The organism is Terriglobus sp. (genome assembly GCF_965201105.1).
Taxonomy (GTDB): domain Bacteria; phylum Acidobacteriota; class Terriglobia; order Terriglobales; family Acidobacteriaceae; genus Terriglobus.
Genome location: NZ_OZ241741.1, coordinates 1,191,790 through 1,210,590, shown reverse-complemented (window position 1 = coordinate 1,210,590; position 18,801 = coordinate 1,191,790). Strand labels below are relative to the sequence as shown.

Below are 18,801 nucleotides of genomic sequence, written 5' to 3'. Positions count from 1 at the left end.
CCTTTAGGGGTCGCAGGCCTATGCGGGTTGCGGATGGGCGTTGCCGGCGGCCGGCTTCCCTTTCTGGTTTGCTTGCATGGCGCGCTGCTTTTCTTCGGCTTCCTCGCGCTCCGTTTCTTCGATTTCAGCAGCCCAGTTTGTGGGCGGATCCTTGCGCAGCCAGGCATACATGATGGGTACGACGAACAGCGTGCCAAGGGTGGCGAAGAGCAGGCCGCCTATGACGGCGCGGCCAAGTGGAGCGTTCTGCTCGCCGCCCTCGCCCAGCGCAAGCGCCATGGGCAACATGCCGATGATCATGGCGAGAGCGGTCATCAGAACGGGCCGAAGCCGGGTGAAGCCGGCGTTCTCGGCGGCTTCCATGTTGTCCCGGCCTGCCTCGCGCTCATCGTTCGCGAAGACGACCATCAGAATGGAATTCGCCGTTGCGACGCCGATGGTCATGATGGCGCCCATGAGAGAAGGCACGTTGAAGGTAGTTCCCGTGAGGAAGAGCATCCAGAGGATGCCCGCGAACGCGACCGGCAGCGACATGAGGATGATGAGTGGATCGAGCCAACTCTGAAAGTTCACCGCCATGAGCAAGTAGACCAGGATGACCGCGAAGATGATGCCGAGGCCGAGGCGCTGGAACGAGTTCGTCATGGTCTCGACTTCACCGCGAAGCGCGAGCTGGGTGCCTTTGGGGACGTCTTTTTCCGCATTCCGCATGATCTTGCGGATGTCGCTCGCGACACCACCGAGGTCGCGCTGGTCGACATCGGCGTAGATGTCATACGTCGGCTGGATGTTGTAGTGGTCAATGATGACGGGTGTGATGTCGCGCTCGAAGTTTGCGACATTGCCGAGCAGCTGGCTTGTGTTGCCGGCTGGTGAGGTGACCGGGATGCGCCCCATCGCCTGCAGTGAGTCGATGCGGTATTGCGGCGTTTGCACGACAACCTGGTAGTTGACTCCGGTAGCCGGATTCAGCCACTCATTGGGCGCGGTCTGGCCGGTACCTGTGAGCGAGATGAGCATGCTTTGTGCAACGTCCTGCTGCGTGAGTCCGATCTGGCGCGCTTTGAGGCGGTCCACATTGACGTTGATGGAAGGCAACGCGATCTGCTGGTGGATGTGTGCGTCGGCGACGCCAGGTATGCCCTGCACCTGCTTCAACAGTTGCTGGGCAAGCTGATAGTTCTGGCGGGCACGACCGGAGATCTGTAAGTCGATGGGTGCAGGCAGGCCGAAATCGAGAATCTGGTTAGTGATGTTTGCCGGCGTAAAGAAGAAGATCGCGTCCGGGAACTTCTGATGCAAGTCGTGGCGCAATTCGCGCATGTATTGCTGGGTGTGGCGCTTGCCGGGTTCAAGCGAGATGAGGATGTCGCCGTCGGAATCCGAGGTGACGCCGCTGGAGGCGAAGGCGAGATTGATGCCGCCGTTCGGCAGGCCGATGTTGTCGAGGATGAGCTTTACTTCTTCGGCCGGTAAGACCTGCCGGATCTCGGCCTCAACCCGGGCAAAGTACTGCTCAGAATCCTCGGGACGCATGCCCTGCGGCGGGAAAATGTGCAGGCGCATCTGGCCGGAGTCGACGTAGGGGAAGAAATCCTGGCCGATGAAGAGTGCCAGCGGCAACGACAGAAGGACGAACAAGCCGAAGCAGGCGATGGTCAGCCCTTTGTTGTCGAGCGTCCAGGCGAGCGCCTTGCGGTACTGCTCACGGCGGCGCTCGAACCATTCGTCGAAGCGATGATGCCAGCGCCAGACGAAGTTGCGTTCAGCTTCTTCATCACTCGCCTTTTCGTCCTGGTAGAGCGGCAGCTCTTTGGCGAGCAGAAAGTGCATCATGGTCGGCACCAGCGTTCGCGAAAGAAAGTACGACGCCAGCATGGCGAAGACGACCGCCATGGCGAGCGGCGTGAACAGGAATCGCGCGGGACCGGTCAGCAACAGCACCGGCGTGAACACGATGCAGATGGCCAGAGTCGAGACAAAGGCGGGTGCGGCAACCTGCTGCGCGCTGTCCAGAATGGAGCGCACGAGAGGCTTTTTCTCGCCCATGTTGCGATGCGTGTTTTCAATCTCGACGGTCGCGTCGTCTACCAGAATGCCGACGGCGAGCGCAAGTCCGCCAAGCGTCATGACGTTGATGGTTTGCCCAAGCGCATACAGAATGACAAGCGATGTGGCAATGGAAAGCGGGATGGAGGTGCAGACAATGATGGTCGAGCGCCATGAACCCAGAAAGAGCAGGATCATGAGGCCGGTGAGGGCGGCGGCGATGGTGGCTTCGCGAACCACCTCGTTGATGGATTCACGGACAAAGATGGACTGATCGAAGAGCGGCGTAATTTTCAGCCCCGGCAGTCCCGCTTCGATCGTAGGGACCAAGTTCTTCACACCGGTCACGATGTCCAGCGTGCTGGTTTGGCCGTTTTTGAGGACGGTGAGCAGAGCGGCCCGCTTGCCGTCTTCGCGCACCACGTTCACCTGTGGCGCGTAGCCCAGGCGCACCTGGGCGACGTCTTTCATTTGGACGACCGCACCGTTGGCGGCGCGGATCGGCATATCGTTGATTGCGCCGACCACGGCTGGCGAAGAGTTGAGCTTGATGCTGAATTCCCGGTCGCCGATGCGGGCAACGCCGGCCGGCAGGATCAGGTTCTGCTGGTTGAGCGCGGTGGAAACGTCGGTGGCGGCCAGGTGGTGCGAGTACATCAGGTTTGGGTCGACGTCGACCTGTACCTGGCGCACCTTGCCGCCGTAGGGCAAAGGGACGGATGCACCTTTAACCGTTGCGAGGCGTGGGCGCACGAACGAAAGACCGTCGTCGTAGAGGTCTTCTTCCGTAAGACCCTGGCCATTGAGCGCGAGTTGAACGATGGGCACGCTCGACGCGTCGTACTTGATGATGTTTGGCGGATACGTACCGGGCGGAAGAACACGTAGGATTGTCTGCACGACCGCGGTGATCTGCGCGAGTGCAAGCTCGACCTTGACGGTGGGTTGGAAGAAGACCTTGACAACCGCGACGCCCTGGTAGCTCTCGCTGCTGGTGTGCTCAATGTCGTTCACGGTGGTGGTGAGCGCTCGCTCGCACACCGTGACGATGCGGCCTTCCATGTCCTGTGGTGGCAGGCCACTATAGCTCCACACAATCGTGACGACCGGGATATTGATATAGGGGTAAATGTCTTTCGGCGCAGTAACCGCAGTGCCGATGCCCAACAGCAGCATCAGCAGCGAAAACACGACAAAGGTATACGGGCGCCGTAACGCCAGGCGTACGATCCACATCCCTGCTTCGTTCCCCGGTGGTCTGCCCTTTGGATGCAGCTCTCCTGGATTCGGCACTGAATTCTGACGGTTGGCAGCCGTTCATCGGTCAGGCGACAATGCGGCCATGGCGAACGAAGCGGCTTTTCTGGGCATCGACTGTGGAACACAAGGAACAAAAGCTCTGCTGTTGCAGCGGGATGGCGTGGCCCTGGGCCGAGGGTATGCAAAGCACGAGATCATCGAGCGAGCGAACGGCGCCCGCGAGCAGCAGCCGCAGTGGTGGGTTGACGCGCTTAAAGTGAGCGTGGCCGCTGCCATGGCGGCGCATCCACATGCGGCGGTGCGGGCGATCGGTGTTTCCGGCCAGCAGCACGGGCTGGTGGTGCTGGACGAGCAGCAACAGGTCATTCGACCGGCCAAACTTTGGAATGACACGGAGACCGCGCCGCAGAACGCGGAGCTGGTCGCGGCATTCGGTGGCCCGGCGCAATGGATTGAGCGGTTCGGCATTGTTCCGCTGACCGGCTATACCGTAAGCAAGCTGCTTTGGCTGAAGGAAATGGAGCCTGAGAACCTTGCGCGGGTGCGCCATATCCTGTTGCCGCACGAATACCTGAATATGTGGCTGACGGGACAGATGCGCGCGGAGTACGGCGATGCATCGGGAACCGGGTATTTCGATCCGCGCAGCCGTAAGTGGATTCCGGAAGTGCTGGACTGGATTGACGGCGGAAGTGGGCAGTTACGGGCAGCGATACCGGAGTTGCTGACGCCTGAGCAGAGCGTGGGTACCGTGCGGCCGGAGGTCGCGACGGAGTTGGGTCTGCCCCAGGACTGCACTGTGTCGAGCGGTGGTGGCGACAACATGATGGGCGCTCTGGGCACGGGCAACGTACAGCAGGGCGTGGTGACGATGAGCCTGGGCACGTCGTCTACCGTGTACAGCTTCCGGAACGCCCCAGCGGAGGACAGGAGCGGCAGCGTTGCGCCGTTTTGCAGCAGCAGCGGTGGGTGGCTGCCGTTGGTGTGCACGATGAACGCGACCAATGTGGTGACGCAAACGGTCGAGCTTGTTCGTGAGACGGTGGCGGCGTTGGAGCCGGCACTGCGCGACACGCCGCCCGGTGCCGACGGTCTGGTGTGGTTGCCATTTCTGAATGGGGAACGTACGCCTGACCTGCCGACGGCGCGCGGCGCGCTCCTGGGCGTTTCGGCCAATAATTACACGCGGCAGCACCTGATCCGCGCCATGGTGGAAGGCGTGAGCTTCGGCATGCTGGCCGGTCTGGAGTTGATTCTGCAGGGTGCGGCGGCGGAGCGCATTGTGCTGATCGGCGGCGGCTCCAAGTCGGCTGCCTGGCGTCAGTTGCTGGCGGATGCGACGGGCGCGGTGATCCAGGTTCCGGCGGAAGAAGAAGCAGGCTGCCTGGGCGCGGCGATCCAGGCGATCTATGCGCACGCGCAAGCGACAGGAGAGGCGGTCACGTTTCAGGCGCTTGCAGAGCGGTACGTACACATGGATGAAGTGAAGACGGCAAAGCCGGATGCTGCGAAGCGCGAGCCGTATCGGGCGGCGATGCAAGCGTACCGGCAGGAACTGCACCGGCTCTTTCCTGAGACGGCGAAGCAGAACTGAGTCGTCCAGTGCACGTCTGTTGTAATCGAAATCGATGCAATCCTCTCCGATTCACGGTCTGCTGGTTCTGGACAAGCCAGCCGGTCTTACCTCACACGACGTAGTCTCTCTGGCGCGGCGCGCTGCGGGCGAGCGGTCCATCGGGCATCTGGGCACGCTGGATCCGATGGCGACGGGTGTCTTGCCGCTGCTGATCGGCAAATGGACGCGGCTTGCACCGTTCTTTTCGACGGCGGACAAGCACTACACCGGAACGATCCGGTTTGGCTTCAGCACGGACACTTTCGATGTCGAAGGCACGCCAACGAGCGAGCTGAAGCCGCTGGAGCGGTCGCTGGAAGATCTGCGCGTACTGGCGCAGCGGTTCCAGGGCACGATTGACCAGGTGCCGCCTGTGTTCTCTGCCAAGAAGATCGGCGGTGTGCCTGCGTACAAGCTGGCGCGGCAGGGCAAGCCGGTCGAGATGAAAACGGCGCGCATTACAATCCACAGCTTCAAACTGGAAGGCGCGGAAGGCGACACGGTGCGCTTCAGCATGCGCGTGTCGTCAGGTGGGTACGTGCGTTCCGTGGCGCACGAGTTGGGCGAGTTGGCCGGATGCGGCGCGCACCTGAGCAGCCTGCGCCGCGTGCAGGCGGGCCCGTTCGGGTTATCGGAGGCAGTGACGCGCGAGCAGTTGATTGAAGCAGCCAACGTGGGTACGGTGCGGGACTTGCTGCTGCATCCACGTACGGTCTTGCCGGAGTTTCCCGCCGTGGCCGCGGATGAGCCCTCATTGGCGAAGTTGCGCAATGGGCAGGCGGCGAACCTGCCGGAGTACTCCGAGGCGGCCATGGTGAAGGTCTTTCGAGGGCAGACCGAGCTTGCAGCGATCGGCAGGCGCATCGCCGGAACTCTATTTCAGCCGCACCTTAACCTGCTCTGACCGCGTTACTTTTTCAGCAGCGGTTGCAGGAAACCAAAGATGTTTTTGGCGACCTGACGGCAGCCTTGCGCGGTGGGATGAACGCCGTCCTGCTGAATGCTTCCACTCACGCCCCACACGTCCTGCAGAAGAAATGGGTAAAGGGGCACCGAGTATTTGCCTGCGATCAGGTGGTACGTCTGGTTAAATTGCTGGATGTATGCTTGGCCGAACTGCGGCGGCAGCGTGATGCCTGCCATGGCTACGGACGTTCCACCGCTGCGCAGGCGGTCGACGATGCTGTCAAGATTGGCGCGCGAGCTCGCGACTGGTAGACCTCGCAAGCCGTCGTTGCCACCGAACTCCACAACGGTGATGGCCGGGTGCAGAGCGAGGACACGGTCGACGCGGGCCAGGCCGTCTTTCGTCGTCTCGCCGCTGATGCCCAGGTTCACCACGCGGTAGTGATAGCCAGCCTTGTCAAGCAAGCCCTGCAAGCGTGAGGGGTAGGAGTCGGCCGCGTCGACGCCGTAGCCGGCGGTAAGGCTGTCGCCAAAACAGGCGATGACGGGACGGCCGTCGTTCACGGTCTGCTGATCATTGGCGCTCATCGGTTGCGAGTGGGCACGCGCGACGGCGGCCTGGTAGTTCACGGCGCTGTTCTGGTCTTCGGTGTGCCGCGTTGCCTGGTCGGTTTTGCAGCCGCTCATGCATGTGGTGCATAGCAGTAACAGGAAGATTGCGTGCCTGGCGAATCGGAGGTGCATGGTCGTGGGCATAGCGTCCGTTCTTTAGGATACGGATGCGATACTGAGCGCGTGAGTTCCACGCCAAGCATTCGCGTTTCCAACCTGACGAAAATCATCCGCAACGGCGTTCGCACCGTGGAGATTCTTCGCGGCATCAGTTTTGACGTAGAGCCGGGTGAATTTGTCGCAATGGTCGGCGCGTCCGGTTCGGGGAAAAGTACGTTGCTGGGTCTGCTGGCCGGGCTGGATACACCGACAAGCGGCGATGTGACGCTGGCCGGCACCACGATCAGCTACCTGCAGGAAGACCAGCTCGCGCTGTTGCGCGGCAAACTGATCGGCTTTGTGTTTCAGAGCTACCAGCTGATTCCGACGCTCACCGCGCTGGAAAATGTTCTGCTGCCGTATGAATTGAACGGGACGGGCGGGCAACGCGAAGGTCTGGAGCGCGCGCGGGCGCTGCTGGGGTCCGTGGGCCTGGGCGATCGAGGCGATCATTACCCAGTGCAGCTTTCAGGCGGTGAACAGCAGCGTGTGGCGCTGGCGCGCGCCTTTGTACTGCGGCCGCCAATCGTGCTGGCGGATGAACCGACCGGCAACCTGGACTCAAGCAATGGAGAGCAGGTGATGCGTCTGTTGCTGGACCTGAACCGGCAGGAGGGCACGACCCTGGTGCTGGTGACGCACGACCCGGCGGTGGCGGCGCATGCCTCGCGCATTCTGACGATTCGTGACGGAGCGCTGCTGTCGGACCAACGAAACGTGCCCATTACACCAACGATGCACGCCAAGGCGGCGAGCGCCTGATGGCAGCCCTGCCCTGGTCCACGGCTGCACGCATCGCGCTGCGCGAATTTAAGTCTTCGCGCACGAAATTTCTGTTTGTTGTGTTGAGCGTTGCTGTGGGTGTGGCAGCGCTGACGGGAGTGCGGGGCTTTTCTGCCGCGTTCCGCCAGACGCTGCTGGTGCGGGCGCGTTCGATTCTGGCCGGCGACCTGGGCGCGCGCATGTTTCAGCAGCCCACGCCGAAGCAGATCGCCAAACTGGACAACGCTGCAAAGGGTCTGCGCCGCACGACCGTGACAGAAATGGCGTCGATGGCGACAGCGGCGGGCGCGATGGACCCGCTGCTGGTCGCGCTGAAGGCGATCGATCCGGCGGAGTACCCGTATTACGGCACCGTCGAGCTGCGACCCGCGATGCCGCTGCCACAGGCGGTGGGCGGGAACCATGTTGCGGTCGGCGAAGATATGCTGATCCGGCTGAAGCTGCACGTCGGCGACAGCATTACTCTGGGTGACAGCACGTTTCGCATTGCCGCCGTGGTGGACAGTGAGCCGGACCGGCTTTCCGGTGCCTTTGCCGCGGGCCCACGGGTGTTGCTGACGCAGCAGCAGCTAGCGGGGACTCACCTGCTGGCGGCGGGATCGCGGGCAAGTGAGCGGTACTTGTTCAAGCTGCCCCAGCCGGATGACCGCGTTGTCGCGAAGTTGAAATCGGCGGTGGAGGATGCGCTGCCGGAAGCCAGCGTGAGCGACTATCGGGAGACGAACCCGGCGATCACGTTTGCGTTGGATCGCGCGACAAACATCCTCTCGCTGGTATCGCTGGTGGCCCTGGTGCTGGGCGCGCTGGGAGTCGCGATGGCGATGCGGACGCACCTGTTGGAGCGGCTGGATACGATCGCGATTATGAAGTCGCTGGGAGCGCAGAGCGGCAGCGTGCTTCGCATTTACCTGCTGCAGACGGTGATGCTGGGTCTGATGGGTGGCGTGCTGGGGGTGCTGCTTGGCGCTGGTGTGCAGCTGGCGTTACCCCTGCTGCTTGGGCGTTTACTGGGAATTACACCGGAGCTTCACCTGGCCGGTGCGGCGATTGCCACAGGCATTTTGACCGGGCTGGTGATCACGGTGCTATTTACGCTGCCGCCGCTGCTGGACATCCGGAATGTGCGACCGATCCTGATCCTGCGGCGCAATGTGGAGGCCGAGCCCGCGCCCGCGATGCAGCGGTTTCGACAATGGCTGCGCGCCAACGCTGCGCAGGTGGTCGCGATCGCAATCATCCTGTTGGGACTGGGCGCAATCGCGGGACTGCTTTCAGAATCGCGCAAATCCGGGATCGTTTTTGTCGTGACTCTGGTGGCTGTTCTGCTGGTGCTGATTGCTACGGCGACGTTGCTGCTGTGGCTCTTGCGACAACTGCTGCAACGCACGCGCTTGTCGCTGCCGCCGGTGGTGCGGCATGGGCTTGCAAATCTGTACCGGCCTGGCAACCCATCGGCCGCGCTGTTGGCCGCGCTGGGTCTGGGCGTGATGCAGGTAGCCATTGTCTTCTTTCTGGGCCAGGCGTTTACGCAGGAGTTGAAGCTGTCTACCAGGCCGAACCTGCCGAACGTTTTCCTGGTCGACATTGCGGATAATGAGCTGCTGGGGATGCAAGCCCTGCTGAAGCAGCAGCCTGAGGTGCGGGGGACACCGGAGTTCGTTCCAGTTATTGCTTCGCGCATTCTGGCGGTCGACGGTATTCCTGCGTCGCAGCTGAAGCTGAAGAATTTTCCGCAACGCATGCTGCAGTCGATTACGCTGACCTGGTCGGAGTCGGAACCCGAAGGCGTGACGGTGGTGAAAGGTAAGTTTTGGCAGCCAGGCGAAACGAAACCACAGCTTGCCATTGGCGAGCGGCATGCGGAGCGGCTTGGGGTGAAGCTGCACTCGCACATCATCTTCGCTGCGGGCGGCGATGCGGACCGGCCGATCGATGCGGAAGTAAGCGCGATTATTCGCTCAGACGGGCAACATGCTTACTCGCGCGCGGAGTTCATTCTGCCTCGCGCGCCGCTCGATGGCATCTCCGAGGTTTGGTATGGCGCGGTGCACTCGGATCCGGATCACGTGGGTGAGCTGCAGCGTGCGCTGTACGTGAAATTTCCAACCGTTACCGTGATCAATGTGGCACAGGCGTTCGAGCAGCTACGCAAGATTCTGCTACAGGTGCAGCTAGTCGTGCAGTTCCTGGCAGGATTTTCGATCTTCGCCGGTCTGGTAATCCTTGCTTCTGCCGTGGCAGGCACGCGCTACAGGCGCATCCGTGAAGTCGTGGTGCTGAAGACCCTGGGGGCAACGCGGTTCCGCATCGGGTCGATCTTTACGATTGAGTTTGCCGTGCTCGGCCTTGTTGCAGGTCTGGTCGGTTTGCTCTTTGCGAATTTGAGCACCCGTACGCTGCTACGGCAGATGGACCTTGGCTATCACCTGCATCTGCTACAGAACATGCTGGCATGGCTGCTTGTCGCGGTGCTCACGGTGAGCACAGGCTGGTTGGCAAGCTACCGTGTGCTGGGGCAAAAGCCGCTTGAGGTTCTGCGAGAAGAGTAGCGGCTATGGCGTGTATTCCCTGCCCTTCCATGTGACACGTTTTGTTAGCGTGACCTGTTGCCAGGAGCGCACCAGCAGCACGGCGAAGAGCGGCAGGGCGAACACGGCCAGCAACATGTCGAGCGCGCCTGCATTGGAGCGGCGCGTCCGGGTCCAGTAGCGAAGGATGACCCGCAGCCACAGTATCCAGATCGCGGCCTTTTGCCACGTGATGAGCCACGGCAACGCGATGGCGAGCAAAGGCAGGCCGAGCAGCAGTAGGAAATCGATGCTGCGCGAGGCTGCGAGCCAGACCGGACGACTGAACAGCAGTGCGAGATTTTTGGTCCAGCCGGCGACCATCTCGCCTGTGGTTTGGTACATTCGCGCGGCGACGCTTTCTGGAGCGTAGCGCAGGCGGATCGCATGACGCCGCTTGAGTAGCCGCGCAAGCGCAACATCTTCCAGGACGCGATCGGCGACGGCCTGGTGCCCGCCGACGCTGAAGTAGGCGTCGCGGCTCACGAGCAGAAATTGGCCGTTCGCCGCGGCAATGGGACTGCTTGGGTCGTTGACCTGCTTCGGCGGGTAGGCCGTTGCAAGCTCTGAAAAAATGAGGGGCAGAAGCGCGCGCTGCGCCAGATTGGCCGCGATCTGGCGCGGCGAGTAGCTGAGCATGGAAAGATCGTGGCGCTCGGCTTCCACGACGGCGCGGTGTGTCGTTGCAGGTTCGTGGAGCGTGTCGGCGTCGGTGAAGAGAAACCAAGCCGCCGTGCGCGCGACGGGCTGGTTCACGCCGAACCACAGTGCGGCGTTTTTGCCGGTAAACCCGTGGCGGCGCGGCTTCAGTTCTGGCGCACGCAGCACGTGCAGACCTTCGCGATCGCGCGCGAGAGCCTGTGCGATGGCGAGCGTCTCATCCGTCGAGTCGTCGTCGATGACGAAGATGTGCCACTGCCTCCCAAGTTCGAAGCCCGGCTCCGACTGCGCGATGAGGGAGGCCAGGCAGGCGGGCAGATTGTGCGCCTCGTTGCGAGCCGGGATGAGCACGGTCAGTTCGTGGGTCGCTGGCTCATCCTGCTCCAGTTCCACGTGCGATCGGGGGCGCAGCGAGGACGCTGGATCGTGTCGGGGCGCGCTGCCGTCCAGACGCAATGAGAAATCCGGCTCCGCTGTGGGCGTAGGCTGTTCCGGTTCGACCATCGCTTCGTATCATAGGACCTGTGCTGTCCACTTTCCCGATCGCCCGCCGTTCCGTTAAGCTTCTGCTGCTTTGCGCCCTGCTGACTGCGAGCGGCTGCAACCGTGGCGATCATCCGCAGCAGGTTTCTCGACAGGCTCCCGATTTCGTTGTGCACGACGGAGCACGCACCGTTCGCCTGCGGGATTATCGCGGGAAGGTTGTTGTGCTGAACTTCTGGGCGACGTGGTGCGCGCCCTGCCTGGATGAGTTGCCGAGCCTGCAACAGATGCAGCAGCAACTACCGCAGGTGCAGGTGCTTGCGGTTTCCATTGATGACGATGCCGAGGCTTATCGGAATTTCCTGAAGCAGTACGAGGTGAAGCTGCTGAGTGTGCGCGACGGATCGGAGGGTGCGAACCTGCGCTTCGGTTCCGTGAAGGTGCCGGAGACTTATGTGGTGGATCGGAAAGGCGTCATCCGCCGTAAGTTCATCGGGTCGCAGGATTGGACATCGCCGGAAATCGAGAGCTTCCTCTCAAAACTTTAACGACCGGCGGCGTGACCACCACACCGCTGCCGCAAACACCATAACCGCCCCAACCCCGGCTACGCCAAGGCGCGCCCTTGCTCGGCGTCGCTGCGTCAGCAGGGGTCTCCGTGCGAGTTCCTCCGGCGGCGCTGTGTCGCGTTCAGGATGGCTCGCAAGGTTGAGCAACTCCGCCAAATGAACACCGTGCCGCTGCACGTTTTGCGAGATTGCCTCGCGGCATGAGAACCCATCGGCGAGGATGGCGGCGTGCGGCGCAGTCTTACGAACCGCAGGCAGCAGAACGCGTTCCGCAAGCGCCTGAGAAATGGAGAATTTCTCCTCTTCAAAGCCGAACGGTCCCGCCATGCCGCAGCAACCTGAATCGAGTACCGCCGCTTGTGCGCCCATTTGTTGCAGCACCTGTTCCTCGGCGGTCATTTTCATCAGCGCCTTGTGATGACAGTGGCCCTGCACCGTAACCTGAACCGGCCATTGCGGCGGCTTCCAGCCGGGGGCGTGCTGCTGCAGGAATTCTGAGAGCAGGTAGGTCTGCAGGCGGAGCCGCTCTGCTCGCGCATTGCCGGGCAGCATTTCGATCAGCTCATCGCGGAAGACGGAGGCGCAGCTCGGCTCCAGCACGACGACCGGCATGCCGGCATCGATCTCCGGCCCGATACGATCAAGGGTTCGCAGCAGGTAACGCTTTGCCTCAGCGAGGAAGCCGAAGTCGTACAACGGACGTCCGCAGCAGACGTGACCACGCGGCACGTGTACCGTGAAGCCCGCAGCTTCCAGCACGCGCTGCGCTGCGGATGAGACCTGGGGTTGGAAGTAGTTGTTGAAGGTGTCCGGCCAGAGCAGAACATCACGCAGACCTGTGCGTGGATCCTTGCTCCTGCGCATTTGTTGGTAGCTGCACGGTGCAAATTGCGGGATTTGTCGCGGCTGCGCGATGCCAAGCATTGCCTTCGCGGCAGTGGCTGCACCGGGAAGGCGAAGACTGAGGTTCAATAACTCGGGCGAGGTCCAGGAAGCAAGCCGCGCCCATTTGTCGATCAGGCCGAAAGCGTAGGCGCGCAGCGGGCGGCGATGGCGGCGGTAATAGTGCGCCATGAACTCGGCCTTGTACGTGGCAATGTCTACGTTGACCGGACACTCGCTTTTGCAAGCCTTGCAACTCAGGCAAAGCTCAAGCGTGTCCTTCACATCGCCGTCGTCCCAAAGCGCTTCTCCTGCGCCATCGCCACCGATGATTTCGCCCTGCAGCATTTCAAACAGCGCGTGGGCACGACCGCGGGTAGAGTGACGTTCGTCGCGGGTCACCATGTAGCTGGGGCACATGGTCCCGGCGGACTCTTTACGACACTTGCCGACCCCGACGCAACGCTCGGTCGCATGCGCGAAGCTGCCGCCGTCCTGCGCGTAGGCAAAGTGCAAGTGTTGCGGCTTAGCCGGCGCAAAGTCCGCGCCGTAGCGTAGGTTTGCGTGAGGCTGCCGCGCGCGGACGAGCTTGCCGGGATTCATTTTGCCGGCCGGGTCCCAGAGATCTTTGAATCGCTCGAAGGCTTGTATCAGTTCCGGACCGTACATCTTTTCGAGCAGCGCGCCGCGTGCCTGGCCATCGCCGTGCTCGCCGCTGAGCGAACCGCCGAAGCTGACGGTGAGATCGGCCGCGCGGTCTAGGAATGCACGGAAAAGCCGAATGCCGGGCTCGCTGCGCAGGTCAAAGTCGATGCGCACGTGTACGCAGCCCTGGCCGAAGTGACCATAGAACGCAGTGTCATAACCGAACTCGTCGAGCAGCGAGCGGAATTCACGGAGGTATGCACCCAACTTTTCCGGCGCGACTGCGTGATCCTCCCAACCCTCCCAGGCGGGCTTCTGGCCGGGCACAAAGGCCGTTGCGCCTAACGCGGCTTCGCGAACTTCCCAAAGCTGGCGTTGCTCTGCAATCGGCCCGACGACGAGAGCATGCGCGTCCGTTCGTTGTAGCGAAGCCGCAAATGCATCCGCTCGCGCGCGGCTTTCGGCCTCGCTGTTTTCTCCAAATTCGACATACAGCCAACCGCCGCCGGCCGGCAGCAGACCGATGCTGGTGCTTAGCATGGACTTACGCCGCATGAACTCCACCAGCTTGCCGTCAAAGCCCTCCACCGCGATCGGCTTGTGCTCCAAGATGGAGGGCACGCGGTCGCTCGCAAGGAAAATGTCGGGGTAGCCGACCACGACGAGTGTGCGACAGGAAGGGTTCCGCTTCAGCTGCAATTTGGCGGAAAGAATTGTGACGCAGGTTGCTTCACTGCCGACCAAGGCACGCGCGACCTGGAAGCCGCGTTCCGGTAAAAGCTCGTTCAAGTTATAGCCGCTTACGCGTCGCGGAATGTCTGGGAAACGTTTGCGCACCAGCTTGCCGTACTCATTACGGAGGTCGCGCAGGCCTGCGTAGATTTGGCTGCGGCGTCCGCCAGCGGCGATGATGCTGGACAGTTCCGCCTCGCTGGTTGCGCCTACGGTCAGGATGGTTCCGTCGTATAACAGGATCTCGAGTTCGAGCGTATTGTCGTCGGTTTTGCCACCGAAGAGCGCGTGCGAGCCGCAGGAATTGTTGCCGAGCATGCCGCCCAGCGTGCAGTGTGAATGCGTCGCTGGGTCGGGCGCGAAAAACCAACCGAGGGGTTTTACCACTTCTTGCAGGGCGTCCAGCACAATGCCGGGCTCAACGCGAACCCAGCCTTCCTCGGCATTCACCTGCAGCACGCGATTCATGTACTTCGAAAAGTCGAAGATCACAGCCACGTTGGTGCACTGCCCTGCCAAGGACGTGCCCGCTCCGCGGGAAAGGACCGGCGCGTCAAAGCGGCGGCAGACGTCAAGCGCGGCAATCACGTCTTCCCGCGTGCGCGGCAACACGACACCGATGGGAATGTGGCGGTAGTTGGAGGCATCCGTGGCGTAGAGCGCGCGAGAGCCGTGATCGAAGCGGACCTCACCAGCCACGACGGCGCGCAACGCTGCTTCCAGCTCGCTCGCGCGGGAGAAGTTCTCTGCGGAGTAGGCGTGCGAGGAAGGCGGCAGCGGCTCGATTTGCACGAGCGGGTCTTGCAGCAACGGGGCAGCGGCACTCACCTGAAAAGGATACTCCGCCAGCCTTGCCGTTACTTCCGGACGCATACCTCTGGATGCGTTTCTGCGAAGTTTTCCAACACATCAGAGGTATGGTCCTGCAGCAGAAAGCGACGCGTCCCGACATAGAACGACTCAGCGAAGATCTTGCAGTTGGGCAACTCCAGAATGCCCGCATTGGGATTGAAGACGAGCCGGTGCGGATCGTTGCGGCTTGCCGGCGTGTCCTGGATGACGCCTAACTCCTGTACCTGCAGTTGTGCCAACCTGCCAGACGGCGTTACGTCGGAGTAGGTATCTTCGTATCGGGTGGGCATGCGATCGGTCGTTACCAGAACGCCGCTTCCCGGCACAGACATGGTTTGCACACGATCGCCAGCCGCATCTGGTCCGTTATAGGCACCGGTGTGGATCAGATATACCTGACCGCTGAAGCTTTGCGGGATAAGAAAGCGCCGACGTGTCACCGTGTCATGTTTTGTGAGCAGCACCTCCGCCACACACGCCAGGAGAAGGATCGCTCCAATCAGCCCAGCCAACTTGCTTTTGGAAAGGAACGGCACTGCCGCTTACACCGAATACGGTGCAAGAGGCGGCACGTTGTAACCCATATCGCGCAGCACTTTCCTCATATATTCGTGACTTTTCCGAACGCCGGGCAGCGGGTCGTCAGCTTTGATCTCGTACTCAAGGTCAACATATCCGGGATAGTCAATGTCGATCAGGGCTTTGAAGATCTTCGGGATTGGCATGACGCCCTCGCCCACCGCGACCTGACTTTCGCGGCTGTGCGGATCGGCGAGATCCTTGATGTGGCAGTCATACAGGCGTTTGCCGGCCATGTTGACCGCCGCTACCGGATCTGTTCCGGCGCGAAGCGTGTGACCGAAATCAATGCAGTAGCCGACGCGATGATCCAGCGGTTCGATGAACTTTTGAATGTCGAAGGGCGACGGCCATTCCTTGTCCTCGGGTCCGTGGTTGTGAATGGCCATGCGAATGTCGTACTCAACGCAGAAGCGCGCTACACGGCCCAGCGCCTCATGCGAGGGCGAACCGACAAACAGCGGAATCTTCGCCGCTTTCAAGTATTCGAATGCGGGCCGAACCGCCTCGTCTGTGTCGGTTTTGAAGTAGATCGTTCCAGCTGCAGTCAGCTTGATCCCTGCGTCGCGATAGACCTGCGCCCGCTGCGCAACGGTGTCGAGCGGTTCCATTGGCAGATGGAAATCGGGCTTGATGTTCAGATCGCGCAGGCCGAGCTGGTGCAGCATGTCGATCATCTGCGGTGCTTTGAAGCTGCGGAAACTGTAGGAACATTGCCCCAGCTTGAGCGGCGACGCCTTGGCAGCAAGCACTGAGACCGGCAACATGGAGGCGGCAGAGGCAAGCAATGTACCGCGCAGCACATCACGGCGATTCATGTGTGTCATGCGCGTCACTGTACATGCTGCGCATGACCATCGTCCAGACGCGCAGCGCAACGGTGACTCGGGTTCCGGCAGCGCTACTGCAATTCGAAGTCCACCACCGCCATGGTCCCTGTGGGGGCTGGTTTGCCGGCGGCCATGTAGGGCTTATAACGCCAATGTTGTACCGCGTCCAACGCGGCATCGCGCAGCAGCGGTGGACCACTCACGACGCGGGCAGCGTTGACCGTGCCATCGCGGTCAATAGTGGCCTGGATTTTGACCTCACCTTCGACGCGGGCCGCGGCTGCAGCCACGGGATACGATGGCGTGGGACCGTACACGAGGTTGCCGGCCATCATGCCGAGACAAGTGGAACGCACGATCCCACGAGTTGCGGCGCTGGAAGTCGTGTTCCGCGACACGGTCTTACGCTCGGGGAGATCAGGTGCGCGCAATTCGGCGGACAATGTCGGCGCTGCTCCCGAGTCCTCGTTACTGGCATCGTACGCACGGCGCCGTAGCAGCCGCGGGTATCTCTTGGTTGCGGACTCAGCGGGATCTGAGGCGTAGGCCGGGAGCCGAGGTGAATCGAGTCTTCTGCTGAGCGTGTCTGCGGAGACTGCCACTGGGGCGGAGCTGCCGAGCCTGGGCGATCGCGCCACAGCAGGTTGCTCCGTCGCAGCTGTTGTCGTGGAGGGATGGACTGATGTGTTTTTGAGGGTATCGATACCCTGCCGTTCGATCGGCACACTTATAGATGACCCTACATTGCCACCCTTCGGATCGTGCTCGTTTATAGACCGGGGTTGAGAGTCTGAGGAGTGTGTTGCAGGCGGTTTGCTTCCTGCGGAATGCAACGTGCTCGCAGCTCCTGAGTACATCGTTGCGCCAGACGGGACACTTGCGTTCGACCTTTTTATTTCTTGACCCTGCGGGGCGGGTCTAAGTACAGCTACGACGCCTGATGTTGCGGTTCGAGCGATAAGCGAATTGCTGCTCGACGATGCTCTTTGTCTGATACTTACAAGGTACCAAGCCAAGAGCGCCGTCAATGCGCAGAGAGCGCTTGCAATGAGGATTGACCGTCGGCGCCTTGGTCGTTGCGAAGATGCCGTAACGCCCTCTTCAGACGGTGCAACCTCTTCCTGCGGCTTACTCGCAACTGAGAACTGTGGCATGCGCCGGAGTTCTACATCCATTGCGATCGGTGCATGTGGGTTCTGCGAGGGTGTCGCCGGCACGGGCAGACTTGAAGGGGCATTCGGCGCTTGTCCCTGTTCTCTCTGTAAAGGATTTCCCTTCAACGCATGCTTCGCTTCCATCAAGAAGCGAAGCAACGCATGAGCATCCTCCTCGTCGCTCTCTGCGGCACCACGCACACCAGCAGCTGCAATCGTTACCATCCCGAGCAAATCCGCATACTGCAGATCTGGGCCACTTTCATCCAACAGCACCCAGATGTGCGACGTGAGATCACGATGAAACGCGCGATCCTCTCTTACCCGAACAGCAGCTTCATGGGTCGCCTGTGATGTATCTACCGGAATCGCGGCCAGCGAGAAGAACTTGCGCAATACGGCGATCTCACCTGCGAAGCGAAGTGCTACCTCGTGGAGTTCGACTGCCTGCAGCATGAGCCACCCTTCCCCCGGTTCTGCTGCTTATCGTAAGCGAAAACGATATCCGTTCCACTCACGACGGCGTAGGAAGATGGCCCGGAACTTCTGCGAAAAAGATCGCCGGCGAAGAAAGATTTCTGAGCACTGCTTGCAGAGCTTGATCCGAGGTATGAGAGGCAAACCAGTAATTCCGAATTGGCACAATCACTGGCACCGACCCTTCTCGTTGAAGAAGAGCCGTTGCTTTGTTGATTTAAGTCTCTTGTCTGGTTGGTGCCGGGAGGGGGGGTCGAACCCCCACGAGGTTGCCCTCGGCGGATTTTGAGTCCGTTTTCCACAGCCCTGCATACAGTAGCACGGGATTGCTCAGAGCCGCAGAACACTGGTAAACACTGGGCTTTATGGCGCTTGCGGATTCGCACACCGCCGCACAGAGCCGCACCGAAAGATCAGACGAAGTATCCCCAAATGTATCCCCAAAATCTATGGCAGGTCCTCGAAAAGCTCACGTGAACGCACGGACAGCGCTTTGGCCAGCCTCACGATGTTCTCCAGGCTGACATTTCGCTCGCCGCGCTCCACACCGCCGACGTAGTTCCGGTGCAATCCAGCCCTTTCCGCCAGAGCCTCTTGAGAAAGGGCCCGCTCATCCCGCAATCTGCGGAGCGAAAGACCGAATCGCTTCTTGACGGCGGAGGTAGGCACCCCTTCATCGTTTCGGGGTGACTACTATGAGTCTACACACGATGAGTGTGATAACCTTTCGCCGACGGGTCGGCACAATCAGTCAATCGCGTCCCAAAACGCGGGAGGCGGCATGATCAGGTATTCGCCAAGTTGAGCGTCAAAAGGTTCCAAGCAAGAGGCTCGTTTTGAACAACGACTTTGTCGAGTGTCAGGAAGCAGAAGGTAAAACAATCACGAGTCTTCGAATCTACCGAGACTCTGGTGATGGCCCGGAACTTCAGATCGAGTTCACGGACGGTACAAGCTTCAACTGCTGTTTCACAAGCAAACCAGTAT

General features: G+C 61.2%; 14 protein-coding genes and 1 tRNA gene. 6 read left to right on the top strand and 9 right to left on the bottom strand.

Annotated elements, in window-relative coordinates:
• Nucleotides 1-18: 18 nt before the first annotated feature.
• Entirely contained in the window at nt 19-3,285 is a 3,267-nt protein-coding gene (locus tag ACOFKT_RS05315; protein ID WP_419806377.1) for an efflux RND transporter permease subunit, read from the bottom strand.
• Nucleotides 3,286-3,391: 106 nt separating this feature from the next.
• On the opposite strand from ACOFKT_RS05315, the gene xylB reads away from it, so the two are divergent.
• Entirely contained in the window at nt 3,392-4,903 is a 1,512-nt protein-coding gene (gene xylB / locus ACOFKT_RS05310) for a xylulokinase (RefSeq protein WP_419806376.1), read from the top strand.
• A 34-nt stretch (nt 4,904-4,937) separates the two neighbouring features.
• Nucleotides 4,938-5,828, top strand: a complete 891-nt coding sequence (truB, locus tag ACOFKT_RS05305) for a tRNA pseudouridine(55) synthase TruB (RefSeq protein ID WP_419806375.1) — start codon at nt 4,938-4,940, stop codon at nt 5,826-5,828.
• 5 nt (nt 5,829-5,833) lie between these two features.
• On the opposite strand, the gene ACOFKT_RS05300 is transcribed toward truB, so the two are convergent.
• On the bottom strand, nt 5,834-6,517 hold the full coding sequence (locus ACOFKT_RS05300) for an arylesterase (RefSeq protein ID WP_419806374.1): 684 nt from the start codon (nt 6,515-6,517) through the stop codon (nt 5,834-5,836).
• Between the two features lie 108 nt (nt 6,518-6,625).
• Between ACOFKT_RS05300 and ACOFKT_RS05295 the strand changes: the two genes are divergently transcribed.
• Both ACOFKT_RS05295 and ACOFKT_RS05290 read left to right on the top strand, forming a co-directional pair.
• Entirely contained in the window at nt 6,626-7,363 is a 738-nt protein-coding gene (locus ACOFKT_RS05295; RefSeq protein WP_419806373.1) for an ABC transporter ATP-binding protein, read from the top strand.
• Nucleotides 7,363-9,933, top strand: coding sequence for an ABC transporter permease (locus ACOFKT_RS05290; protein ID WP_419806372.1), 2,571 nt, complete (start codon nt 7,363-7,365; stop codon nt 9,931-9,933). Before ACOFKT_RS05295 ends, ACOFKT_RS05290 begins: the two co-directional genes overlap by 1 nt.
• 3 nt (nt 9,934-9,936) lie before the next feature.
• On the opposite strand, the gene ACOFKT_RS05285 is transcribed toward ACOFKT_RS05290, so the two are convergent.
• Nucleotides 9,937-11,115 carry a glycosyltransferase gene (locus tag ACOFKT_RS05285; RefSeq protein WP_419806371.1) on the bottom strand — a complete coding sequence of 393 codons (1,179 nt, stop codon included), beginning with the start codon at nt 11,113-11,115 and terminating at the stop codon, nt 9,937-9,939.
• Between the two features lie 20 nt (nt 11,116-11,135).
• On the opposite strand from ACOFKT_RS05285, the gene ACOFKT_RS05280 reads away from it, so the two are divergent.
• A complete protein-coding gene (locus ACOFKT_RS05280) occupies nt 11,136-11,642 on the top strand; it encodes a TlpA family protein disulfide reductase (protein ID WP_419806370.1) in 507 nt (168 codons plus the stop codon).
• Here the strand turns inward: ACOFKT_RS05280 and ACOFKT_RS05275 are convergent.
• From ACOFKT_RS05275 to ACOFKT_RS05260, 4 genes are all read right to left on the bottom strand, one after another.
• Entirely contained in the window at nt 11,631-14,795 is a 3,165-nt protein-coding gene (locus ACOFKT_RS05275) for an FAD-binding and (Fe-S)-binding domain-containing protein (RefSeq protein ID WP_419806369.1), read from the bottom strand. The two genes, ACOFKT_RS05280 and ACOFKT_RS05275, sit on opposite strands and share 12 nt — an antisense overlap.
• On the bottom strand, nt 14,780-15,286 hold the full coding sequence (locus tag ACOFKT_RS05270) for a hypothetical protein (RefSeq protein WP_419806368.1): 507 nt from the start codon (nt 15,284-15,286) through the stop codon (nt 14,780-14,782). Before ACOFKT_RS05270 ends, ACOFKT_RS05275 begins: the two co-directional genes overlap by 16 nt.
• 30 nt (nt 15,287-15,316) lie before the next feature.
• Nucleotides 15,317-16,180, bottom strand: coding sequence for a sugar phosphate isomerase/epimerase family protein (locus ACOFKT_RS05265; RefSeq protein WP_419806367.1), 864 nt, complete (start codon nt 16,178-16,180; stop codon nt 15,317-15,319).
• 74 nt (nt 16,181-16,254) lie between these two features.
• Nucleotides 16,255-16,539, bottom strand: coding sequence for an energy transducer TonB (locus tag ACOFKT_RS05260; RefSeq protein ID WP_419806366.1), 285 nt, complete (start codon nt 16,537-16,539; stop codon nt 16,255-16,257).
• Between the two features lie 960 nt (nt 16,540-17,499).
• Between ACOFKT_RS05260 and ACOFKT_RS05255 the strand changes: the two genes are divergently transcribed.
• The gene (locus ACOFKT_RS05255; RefSeq protein WP_419806365.1) at nt 17,500-17,691 is read left to right on the top strand and encodes a hypothetical protein; all 192 of its coding nucleotides are present in this window, start codon (nt 17,500-17,502) and stop codon (nt 17,689-17,691) included.
• A 358-nt stretch (nt 17,692-18,049) separates the two neighbouring features.
• Here ACOFKT_RS05255 and ACOFKT_RS05250 read toward each other — a convergent pair.
• A tRNA-OTHER gene (locus ACOFKT_RS05250) sits at nt 18,050-18,124 on the bottom strand.
• Between the two features lie 137 nt (nt 18,125-18,261).
• Entirely contained in the window at nt 18,262-18,483 is a 222-nt protein-coding gene (locus ACOFKT_RS05245; protein WP_419806364.1) for a helix-turn-helix domain-containing protein, read from the bottom strand.
• Between the last annotated feature and the right edge of the window lie 318 nt (nt 18,484-18,801).

What these genes read in the sequence shown, in the direction of transcription:
- ACOFKT_RS05315 (WP_419806377.1), bottom strand. Translation starts at nt 3,285, where the DNA reads ATGTGGATCGTACGCCTGGCGTTACGGCGCCCGTATACCTTTGTCGTG.
- xylB (WP_419806376.1), top strand. Translation starts at nt 3,392, where the DNA reads ATGGCGAACGAAGCGGCTTTTCTGGGCATCGACTGTGGAACACAAGGA.
- truB (WP_419806375.1), top strand. Translation starts at nt 4,938, where the DNA reads ATGCAATCCTCTCCGATTCACGGTCTGCTGGTTCTGGACAAGCCAGCC.
- ACOFKT_RS05300 (WP_419806374.1), bottom strand. Translation starts at nt 6,517, where the DNA reads ATGAGCGGCTGCAAAACCGACCAGGCAACGCGGCACACCGAAGACCAG.
- ACOFKT_RS05290 (WP_419806372.1), top strand. Translation starts at nt 7,363, where the DNA reads ATGGCAGCCCTGCCCTGGTCCACGGCTGCACGCATCGCGCTGCGCGAA.
- ACOFKT_RS05285 (WP_419806371.1), bottom strand. Translation starts at nt 11,115, where the DNA reads ATGGTCGAACCGGAACAGCCTACGCCCACAGCGGAGCCGGATTTCTCA.
- ACOFKT_RS05275 (WP_419806369.1), bottom strand. Translation starts at nt 14,795, where the DNA reads ATGCGTCCGGAAGTAACGGCAAGGCTGGCGGAGTATCCTTTTCAGGTG.
- ACOFKT_RS05265 (WP_419806367.1), bottom strand. Translation starts at nt 16,180, where the DNA reads ATGACACACATGAATCGCCGTGATGTGCTGCGCGGTACATTGCTTGCC.
- ACOFKT_RS05255 (WP_419806365.1), top strand. Translation starts at nt 17,500, where the DNA reads ATGAGCATCCTCCTCGTCGCTCTCTGCGGCACCACGCACACCAGCAGC.